This window comes from Klebsiella sp. AqSCr (assembly GCF_008452795.1).
GTDB classification, from domain to species: domain Bacteria; phylum Pseudomonadota; class Gammaproteobacteria; order Enterobacterales; family Enterobacteriaceae; genus Klebsiella; species Klebsiella pneumoniae.
The window spans coordinates 3,045,859-3,055,857 of sequence record NZ_MJDM01000005.1 but is presented as its reverse complement, the minus strand read 5'-3'; the positions used below and the strand labels follow the sequence as shown (position 1 = coordinate 3,055,857).

Annotated in this window: 6 protein-coding genes and 1 pseudogene; 4 read left to right on the top strand and 3 right to left on the bottom strand. The window is 65.1% G+C overall.

All coding sequences use genetic code 11. The features are described 5' to 3' along the window. Positions 1-74 precede the first annotated feature (74 nt). Together fepG and fepC are read left to right on the top strand one after the other, a co-directional pair. Positions 75-1,022 carry an iron-enterobactin ABC transporter permease gene (fepG, locus tag BHE81_RS18970; RefSeq protein ID WP_023159215.1) on the top strand — a complete coding sequence of 316 codons (948 nt, stop codon included), beginning with the start codon at positions 75-77 and terminating at the stop codon, positions 1,020-1,022. After that, entirely contained in the window at positions 1,019-1,813 is a 795-nt protein-coding gene (fepC, locus tag BHE81_RS18965; RefSeq protein WP_002893737.1) for an iron-enterobactin ABC transporter ATP-binding protein, read from the top strand. Before fepG ends, fepC begins: the two co-directional genes overlap by 4 nt. 64 nt (positions 1,814-1,877) lie before the next feature. Here the strand turns inward: fepC and entF are convergent, their stop codons facing one another. Genes entF through fes form a run of 3 tightly spaced genes read right to left on the bottom strand, consistent with a single transcriptional unit; the run spans position 1,878 to position 7,209 of the window. Further along, entirely contained in the window at positions 1,878-5,759 is a 3,882-nt protein-coding gene (entF, locus tag BHE81_RS18960; protein WP_023302191.1) for an enterobactin non-ribosomal peptide synthetase EntF, read from the bottom strand. A 10-nt stretch (positions 5,760-5,769) separates the two neighbouring features. Continuing rightward, positions 5,770-5,973, bottom strand: coding sequence for an MbtH family protein (locus BHE81_RS18955; RefSeq protein ID WP_004178967.1), 204 nt, complete (start codon positions 5,971-5,973; stop codon positions 5,770-5,772). 27 nt (positions 5,974-6,000) lie between these two features. Beyond that, on the bottom strand, positions 6,001-7,209 hold the full coding sequence (gene fes, locus BHE81_RS18950; protein WP_004176920.1) for an enterochelin esterase: 1,209 nt from the start codon (positions 7,207-7,209) through the stop codon (positions 6,001-6,003). Positions 7,210-7,468: 259 nt separating this feature from the next. Here fes and fepA point away from each other — a divergent pair, with 259 nt between their 5' ends. Together fepA and BHE81_RS28820 are read left to right on the top strand one after the other, a co-directional pair. Continuing rightward, positions 7,469-9,697 (top strand): siderophore enterobactin receptor FepA, encoded by a 2,229-nt coding sequence (gene fepA, locus BHE81_RS18945; protein ID WP_021441403.1) that lies wholly within the window; start codon positions 7,469-7,471, stop codon positions 9,695-9,697. A gap of 66 nt (positions 9,698-9,763) precedes the next feature. Next, a pseudogene (locus BHE81_RS28820) lies at positions 9,764-9,999 on the top strand (enterobactin synthase subunit EntD); the annotation flags it as partial.

The window sequence follows — 9,999 nt, the reverse complement described above, 5'->3', positions numbered from 1 at the left end:
GCGTAGTCCATCCGGTTGCACAGGCGGCCCAGATTGCCCCGTCCCGCCGCCTGATAGCCAGCTGTCTGCTGCTAATGGCCGCCAGCCTGCTGATTTCCCTGCTCGGGCTGGCGCAAGGCCCGGTGCCCCTGACGATTGACCAGGTGTTCTCGGCGCTGTTCGGCGATGCGCCGCGCAACGTCGCGATGGTGGTGAACGAATGGCGGCTGCCGCGGGTGTTAATGGCGCTGCTCATCGGCGCCGCGCTCGGCGTCAGCGGCGCCATTTTCCAGTCGCTGACCCGTAACCCGCTCGGCAGCCCGGACGTGATGGGCTTTAACACCGGCGCCTGGAGCGGCGTGCTGGTGGCGATGGTCCTCTTCGGCCAGAACCTGACGGCGATCGCCCTGGCGGCGATGGCCGGCGGGGTGCTGACCTCGCTGGTGGTCTGGCTGCTGGCCTGGCGCAACGGGATCGAAACCTTCCGCCTGATCATTATCGGCATCGGCGTGCGCGCCATGCTGGTGGCATTCAACACCTGGCTGCTGCTGCGCGCCTCGCTGGAGACCGCCCTTTCTGCGGGCCTGTGGAACGCCGGATCGCTTAATGGCCTGACGTGGGGTAAAACCTGGCCGTCGGCGCCGCTGATCCTGCTGATGCTGGTGGGCAGCGCCCTGCTGGTTCGCCGGATGCGGCTGCTGGAGATGGGCGACGATACCGCCTGCGCGCTGGGGGTGCAGGTCGAGCGTTCGCGCCTGCTGCTGATGCTGGTGGCGGTGGTGCTCACCGCCGCCTCGACGGCGCTGGCCGGGCCGATCTCATTTATCGCGCTGGTGGCGCCGCATATCGCCCGCCGCCTGAGCGGCACGGCCCGCTGGGGACTGACCCAGTCGGCCCTGTGCGGCGCGCTGCTGCTGGCGCTGGCCGATTACGGCGCCCAACGGCTGTTTATGCCGTGGCAGCTGCCGGTTGGCGTGTTAACCGTCAGCCTCGGCGGTATTTACCTTATTGCATTGTTGATTCAGGAGTCCCGCAAAAAATGAGTGCTGTCCCCTCCCGTTTGCGCGGCGAGCAGTTAACCCTGGCCTACGGGAACAAGACCATCGCCGAGTCGCTGAACGTGACCATCCCTGACGGTCACTTCACCGCCATTATTGGCCCCAACGGCTGCGGCAAGTCGACGCTATTGCGCACCCTCAGTCGCCTGATGACGCCCGCCAGCGGCCACGTCTGGCTCGACGGCGCGCAGATCCAGCAGTACGCCAGTAAAGAGGTTGCCCGCCGCATCGGGCTGCTGGCGCAGAATGCCACCACCCCTGGCGATATCACGGTGCAGGAACTGGTGGCCCGCGGGCGCTATCCGCACCAGCCGCTGTTTACCCGCTGGCGCAAAGAAGATGAAGAGGCGGTGAACAAGGCGATGCGGGCGACCGGGATCAGCGATCTGGCGCTGCAGAGCGTCGACACGCTTTCCGGCGGCCAGCGGCAGCGGGCGTGGATTGCGATGGTGCTGGCCCAGGAAACGGCGATTATGCTGCTGGATGAGCCGACCACCTGGCTGGACATCAGCCATCAGATCGACCTGCTGGAACTGTTGAGCGAGCTGAATCGCGAGAAGGGCTATACCCTGGCGGCGGTGCTGCACGATCTTAACCAGGCCTGCCGCTACGCCACCCACCTGATCGCCCTGCGCGACGGCAGGATCGTCGCCGAGGGGGCGCCGAAGGAGATCGTCACCGCCGATCTGATTGAACGGATTTACGGTCTGCGCTGCACGATCATTGAAGATCCGGTGGCGCATACGCCGCTGGTGGTCCCGCTGGGCCGCCGGTAATCTCCTCTTTCCCCGGCTTGCGCTACGCTGAGCCGGGCTACCTGCTGTAGCCCGAACTCAACCGTTACCCCAGAATCTCCCTGACCACCGGACCGATGGCCTCAAAGGCCTGCGGGGAGATGATATCGACGTGGGCGCAGTTCTGGCTGAACACCTCCAGTTCCCCCACCCACGGGCCCCATACGACCTGCGGATCCATCCCCTCCTGCCGCGTCTTCTCCGCCACGAACAGCGTCGCCTTGCCGTCAAACTTCGCGCTGTGGGCAGAAGTTAACAGCCGCACCGCATCGGCATAGTTGCCTTCGATGGCGCTGAACAGCTCGCCGGAGGCTTGCCCCTGCTGGGCGGCGAGGAATGCTTCGCGCTCGCGGTCGATCTCCGCCAGTACCTCGGGATCCAGCCCGTTGGCCTCTTTCTCTGCCCAGTTTTGCGTCTCCGGCGGCCAGGTATCCAGCAGGCCGAGGAAGGCCACCGCTTCGCCGCGCTGGCGCAAGCGGGCGGCAATCCCCTGGGCTAAGGTGCCGCCCAGCGAATACCCGAACAGGTAATAAGGGCCGTGCGGCTGCTGCGCCAGCAGCGTGCGCAGATGATGCTCGCACACCTCGTCGAGGCTGGCGGCGCTGGCCATCGGCCCCTGCGGGCGCGGCGACTGAATACCGGTAATCGACCAGCGCGGGCTGAGATAGCGCGCCAGCACGCTGAACTGCCAGGCGAAGCCGGAGGCGGGATGGAAGCAGAACAGCGTCGGGCCGTCGCTCTCGCGCAGCGGCAGAAGCGTATCCAGCCCCAGGCGCTGGGCCTGCTCATCGCTGAGATCGGCGGCCAGCAGCGCGCTCAGTTTGCCCACCGTCGAGGCCACCATCACCTGCCCCGGGGTCACCTGCCGCGCCAGCTGGCGGCTGAGCTGTGCCGCCAGGCGCATCGCCAGTAGCGAATGACCGCCAAGGGCGAAGAAATCGGCGTCGATATCGTTCACCTCGCAGCCCAGCAGCTGGCTGAAGGCGGCGGCGACAAGAGTTTCCATGCCGGGCTCCGGCGGCCGACCGCTGCGCTCGCCGCCGAGGGTCGGCAGCGGCAGCGCTTTGCGGTCCAGTTTGCCGTTGGCGCTCAGCGGCAGCTCAGCGAGCTGCATCAGCACCACCGGCACCATATGCGGCGGCAGCTGTTCCGCCAGCCGCGCTTTCAGCGCCGCGGTATCCAGCGGCAGGCCGGAGTCAGAGACCAGATAGCCCACCAGCTGTCGGGCATCGCCGCCGGTCGCCGCCGCCTGGTTGAAGACGCAGGCGTGACTCACCGCCTGCCCCACGTCCGGCAGGGCCGACATCACCCGATCAATCTCGCCAAGCTCGATGCGCTGCCCGCGGATCTTCAGCTGATCGTCGCTGCGGCCAAGGTACTCCACCGCGCCGTTCGCCAGCCAGCGCGCCACGTCGCCGGTGCGATACATCCGCTCGCCGGGGGCAAACGGGTCGGCGATAAAGCGGCTGGCGGTGAGATCCGGGCGCCCCAGATAGCCCTGCGCCAGCTGGATGCCGGTGAGATAAAGATCCCCCGCCACCCCCGGCGGTACCGGGCGCATCGCGGCATCGAGAATGCGCAGCCCGGTGTTCCACACCGGCCAGCCAATCGGCACGCTGCTGCCGGTCACGGCCGCCAGCTCAGGGCCGCAGGCCGGATACCAGCTGACGTCCACCGCCGCCTCCGTCGGGCCGTACAGGTTATGCAGCGGCGCGCCGGTCAAGCGCTCCCACTCGCGGCACAATTCCGTCGGCAGCGCTTCGCCGCTGCAGAATACCCGCCGCAGCGTGCGGCAGGCAGCGACGCTGTCGGCATCCAGCGAGGCGACAAACGCCGCCAGCATCGACGGCACAAAGTGGGTGGTGGTCACGCCGTAGCGGGCGAAGAACTGCTGCATCGCCTGCGGGTCGCGGTGCGCCTCCGGCTCGGCCATCACCAGCTGCGCGCCGGCGATAAACGGCCACCAGAATTCCCACACCGACACGTCGAAACTGCACGGCGTTTTCTGCGCCACCACGTCGTCGGCAGATAACGGATAGCGATCCTGCATCCACAGCAGGCGGTTGACGATGGCGGTCTGGCCGACCATCACCCCTTTCGGCCGCCCGGTGGAGCCGGAGGTAAAGATGATGTAGGCGGTATGGTCTGGTTTTGACAGCGCCAGCGGCGCGTCATCCCCGGCGGCCAGCGGCTGCTGGTAGCAGAGGCTTTCCAGCCCCGGAATATCGCTGAAGCGGGCCAGTTGATCCTCCGTGGCGATCAGCAGCGACGGCCGGGCGTCTTCCAGCATCATCCGCAGGCGGTCGTCCGGGTAGCCGGTGTCCAGCGGCAGCCAGGCGGCCCCCGCTTCGACAATGCCGTGCAGCGCCAGGGTCAGGAACACCGAGCGCGGCAGGGCCACCGCCACGCTGTCCCCAGGCTTCACGCCGCGCTGACGCAGCAGCTGCGCGAGCGCCACCACCTGCTGACGCATCTCGCGATAGCTGAACTGCCAGCGGGCGTCCGCCAGCGCCGGCGCATCCGGGGTCTTCCGCGCCTGGTCGGCCACCAGCGCGCTGAGGGTGGTGGCAGGCAGCGGCACAGCGGTATCGTTGACCGCCGCCAGCCGGGCCAGCTCGTCGGCGGAGAGCATCTCTGCTTCGCCGCAGCGCAGCGTCGGATCGGCGGCGAACTGCGCCAGCAGCGCGGTCAGTCGCGCCATGTGGCGACGGAGCTCGGCTTCGTCGTACCGGGCCTTGTTGGCGAGGATCTCCAGCGACAGCCCGCCGGTCTCATCCGGGAACAGCGCCAGCTCGAGATCGTTGACCGGGCCGGTGGCGAGGGTGTGGGTCACTGCCTGCACACCATCGATATCCAGCTGGTAATCAAAGACTTTGACGTTCAGCACCGGGCCGAACAGCGGTTCGTCCCCTGCCGCTTTGCCGCTGTCGCGGACGATCTGCTCGGCGTCATAGCGCTGATGGCGGCGCATCTTTTTCAGCTGAGCGGCGAGGCGCATCGCCAGGTCCGCCAGCGTCTCCCGGGCGTCAATATGCACCGCCAGAGGCAGGACATTGAGCACCGGCCCCGTCGAGGTCAGCGCGGCTGAACCCATCCGACGCATAAAGATAAAGCCCGCCGCGTAGTCCATCCGGTTGCACAGGCGGCCCAGCCACAGCGTGGTGAGCGCCAGCGCCAGGTCAGCGGGCTGACACTGCGGCGCATGGCTGGCCAGGCGGCGGAAGGCGTCGGCGTTCATCTCCAGCTTCATCCGCCAGATATCGCTCCCGGCGGCGCGCCCGCCCAGCGGCGCGGCAGAGAGTGAGGCAGGCGCCGGTAACGCCTGGCGCTGGGCCTGCCAGAAAGCTTTATCCCGCTGCCAGGCCTCGCTGCCGGCGTAGCGCTGGTACTCGTCCACCACCTCGGCGAAGGGGGTGAAAGGCGACTCAGGAGTGGCTTCCCCCCGCTGCCAGGCGCGGTAAATGGCGGCGATCTGCCGGGTTATCGCCGGGAAGCTGAAGCCATCCACCAGCAAGTGGTGATAACGCTGATACCAGTACCAGCGGTCGTCGCCGACGCGCAGCAGCTGATGGCACACCAGCGGGTTGCCGCCGTCGACGCGCAGATCCTGCGCCAGATCCGCCTGCATCCGCTCCGTAGCGGCGCGATGCGGATCCGGCGCCGTCCGCAGGTCAATGATCGACGGTTCGCCAAAGGTGCGGTCGGCCGCCACCCACTGCCAGACTTCCCCCTCCTCTTCCTCAAAGCGCAGGCTGAGGGTGTCCGCCTGCTGCAGACCGGCGACAATCGCTTTTCCCAGCAGCGTCGGGTCGAGGGCGCCGCGCAGTTCAACATAGTGGGCTACGCTCCAGGCGCCTGGCAGAGTGGAGAGGCGCTCGGCCATCCAGATCCCCGGCTGCGCGGCAACCAACGGTAAACGAGTGGTCATTGTCAGCTCCTTATGACGCATGATGGGCGGGGGTCAGGGTTGACCAGTTGGCCGCCAGCCAGGCGTTGCAGGCCTCGGCCGACTGCGGGGGGCACACCACCGCCCAGCCGGCAGGCAGGTCGCAGTGCGCCGGCCACAGGCTGTACTGCTGCTGATCATTGCGCAGAATGTAAAACTGCCCTTGCGGGTTGTCGAAGGGGTTACTGAATTGCATATCAAACTCCTGTCGTAAAACGCGATGCTAAGGGTGCGACAGCAGAGGCTGCCAGAGCTGGATAAGCCCTGCCGTCAGCCCGCCGCGCCAGCAAAGCGCATCATGCCCGCCGTCAACCTGACGCCAGAAAATCGTCTGCTGTGTTGTGGTGAGTTGCGCCAGTAGCGCCTGGTTCGCGCGAAAAATGATCGGTTCGCGTTGGCCCGCTTCCAGCCAGACGCGCAGCCCGGCCGCGGACACCTCACCCTGGCGAAGCTGTTCGCCGATAAAGCCCGTCCCGCGGCCATCACGGTGCGGCCACCAGTAGGAGCCTGACTGGCTGAGCACGCAGCCAAAGCGCTGCGGCCAGTTGAGAGCGGCGAACATCGCCGCCAGACCGCCGAAGCTTTGCCCGGCCACCACCGTCCGATCCGGGCGGTCGCTGAACGGGGCATAGCCGTGGACCAGCGGCAGGAGCTCCTCCTGCACCGCCAGCCAGAAATCGCGGTGACAGGGCAGCTCAACCCCGCGGCGCTGGTTGTCGATCGCGTCGATCAGCAGGTAGACCGCCGGCGGCAGTCTCCCCTCGCGGGTCAGGGCGGCCAGCGGCGACCACACCGGCATGCTCTCGGCCCAGAACTGGCCGTCGAGCAGGATCGCCAGCGGCCGCGTTTGCGGGTCGACAGCCTCGCCGGTGGTGTAGATCCAGACCCGGCGATGGTTGCCCAGACGCGCGCTGCGCCACTCAAGGCAACGGGCGGCAGGATGCGCCTCATTAAGCGGGTCCCAGCCGGGCTGCGCGGGGGCCTGCGGCATCTCCAGGGCGGACACGCCATGGCCGCGTCCGCCCCGCCAGCTGTGCGGGTTCAGCGGATCGGCTATCGCCCGCGGCAGCAGTTTGCGCCAGCCTTCGCGTAGCAGCGCGCGGTCGGGCGCATCAGCGCTGAACACCTCAGGGGAAAAATCATCGTCACGGTCGGAGGGAATAAAACAGTAGCTGCCGCGCCAGGTCGGCGACAGCGTAGTGCGCCAGAACCAGGCGTCGGTCCCGGGGAGACGTTGCAGCGATTGCGGCCGCGCATTCTGATGGTGGTCGGTCACGCCGGTGATATAGAGCCATACCCGACGATGGGGAGAGCAGGTTTCATCCCCCGCCGGGTCCCGCCACCAGAACGTTACCTCGATGGCGTCATCCACTGCGCGGCACTGCGGCCCCCGCAGGGTTTGCCACCACTCCTCGCTTCCTGTCCTTAACATTCTGTCATTAACCCTATGTATAGCGTGACTTTTTTAATTAATTGTCATTATTTATTGATAATATTATTGATAACTATTTGCATTTGCAATAGCGTATTAGCGCGCCGTGGGAAGCGCGTCTTTCATCAGAACATGTCAAATCGGGCTTATTCAGCCAGCGACGGAGTGCCTTTGCCCGCTTTTGGCAACATTTATGCCGCCTCCCCTCCCGGTGGGAAGGGGCGTTTGGGGAACGTGGCGACAAAAAGCAGGAATAACAATGAATAACAGGATCAAATCCCTGGCCTTGCTGGTCAATCTGGGAATTTACGGGGTTGCTTTTCCGTTAAGCGCAGCGGAAACCGCCACCGACGATAAAAACAGCGCCGCTGAAGAGACCATGGTGGTCACCGCCGCCGAGCAGAACCTGCAGGCGCCGGGCGTCTCCACCATCACCGCCGATGAGATCCGCAAACGCCCCCCGGCGCGCGACGTCTCGGAGATCATTCGCACCATGCCGGGGGTCAACCTGACCGGCAACTCCACCAGCGGCCAGCGCGGCAACAACCGCCAGATTGATATCCGCGGCATGGGCCCGGAAAATACCCTGATCCTGATCGACGGCAAGCCGGTCACCAGCCGCAACTCCGTGCGCCTTGGCTGGCGCGGCGAGCGCGACACCCGCGGCGATACCAGCTGGGTGCCGCCGGAGATGATCGAACGTATCGAAGTGATTCGCGGCCCGGCCGCCGCCCGCTACGGCAACGGCGCCGCCGGCGGCGTGGTGAATATCATCACCAAAAAAACCGGCGATGAGTGGCACGGCTCATGGAACACCTATATGAACGCCCCGGAGCACAAGGATGAAGGCTCCACCAAACGCACTAACTTCAGCCTCAGCGGCCCGCTGGGCGGCGATTTTAGCTTCCGCCTGTTCGGTAACCTCGACAAAACGCAGGCTGACGCCTGGGATATCAACCAGGGCCATCAGTCCGAGCGTACCGGGATCTATGCCGATACTCTGCCGGCCGGGCGCGAAGGGGTGAAAAACAAAAACATCGATGGTCTGGTGCGCTGGGAATTCGCTCCGATGCAGTCGCTGGAGTTTGAGGCCGGCTACAGCCGCCAGGGCAACCTCTACGCCGGCGATACCCAGAACACCAACTCCAACGACCTGGTAAAAGAGAACTACGGCAAAGAGACCAACCGTCTGTATCGCAACACCTACTCGGTTACCTGGAACGGCGCCTGGGACAACGGGGTGACCACCAGCAACTGGGCGCAGTACGAACGCACCCGCAACTCGCGCAAAGGCGAAGGCCTGGCCGGCGGCACCGAGGGGATCTTTAACAGCAACCAGTTCACGGATATCGATCTGGCGGATGTGATGCTGCACAGCGAAGTCAGCATTCCCTTCGACTATCTGGTTAATCAGAACCTGACGCTGGGCAGCGAGTGGAACCAGCAGCGGATGAAGGATAACGCGTCCAATACCCAGGCGCTGTCGGGCGGCGAAATTCCGGGCTACGACAGCACCGGCCGCAGCCCGTACTCGCAGGCGGAAATCTTCTCGCTGTTCGCTGAGAACAACATGGAGCTGACCGACACCACCATGCTGACCCCGGCGCTGCGTTTCGATCATCACAGCATTGTCGGCAATAACTGGAGCCCGTCCCTCAACCTGTCGCAGGGCCTGTGGGATGACTTCACGCTGAAGATGGGCATCGCCCGCGCCTATAAAGCGCCGAGCCTGTATCAGACCAACCCGAACTACATTCTCTACAGTAAAGGCCAGGGCTGCTACGCCAGTAAAGACGGCTGCTATCTGCAGGGTAACGACGACTTAAAAGCCGAGACCAGCATCAACAAAGAGATTGGCCTCGAGTTTAAACGCGACGGCTGGCTGGCGGGCGTCACCTGGTTCCGCAACGACTACCGCAACAAGATTGAAGCGGGCTATGCCCCGGTCTATCAAAACAATAAAGGTACCGATCTCTACCAGTGGGAAAACGTGCCGAAAGCGGTGGTGGAAGGTCTGGAGGGGACGTTGAACGTTCCGGTGAGCGAGACCGTCAACTGGACCAACAACATCACCTATATGCTGCAGAGTAAGAACAAAAAGACCGGCGATCGTCTGTCGATTATCCCGGAATACACGCTGAACTCCACCCTGAGCTGGCAGGTTCGCGATGACGTTTCGCTGCAGTCGACCTTCACCTGGTACGGCAAGCAGGAGCCGAAGAAGTACAACTACAAGGGTCAACCGGTCACCGGCAGCGAGAAGAACGAGGTTAGCCCCTACAGCATCCTCGGCCTGAGCGCGACCTGGGACGTCACCAAATACGTCAGTCTGACCGGCGGCGTGGATAACGTCTTCGATAAGCGCCACTGGCGCGCGGGCAACGCCCAGACCACCGGGGGCGCCACCGGCACGATGTACGGCGCCGGCGCCGAGACCTACAATGAATCGGGCCGCACCTGGTACCTGAGCGTCAACACCCACTTCTGATAGCGGGTTCTCCCTCCCCCGCCCTTGCTGGACAAAGGGCGGGGGCAACCGCGGTAACCTTACCCTATGCGCCACCATCGCACCGTTTTGCCTCTGGCCGGCTATACCATCCAGCAGATCGACTTCGACCCGGCGACTTTCCAGCCTGAAGATCTGTTCTGGCTGCCTTATCACGCCAGCCTGACCGGGTGGGGCCGCAAGCGGCAGGCGGAGCACCTGGCCGGACGCATCGCCGCGGCATACGCCCTGCGCGAGGTGGGGGAGAAACGGCTTCCCGCCATCGGCGACCAGCGCCAGCCGCT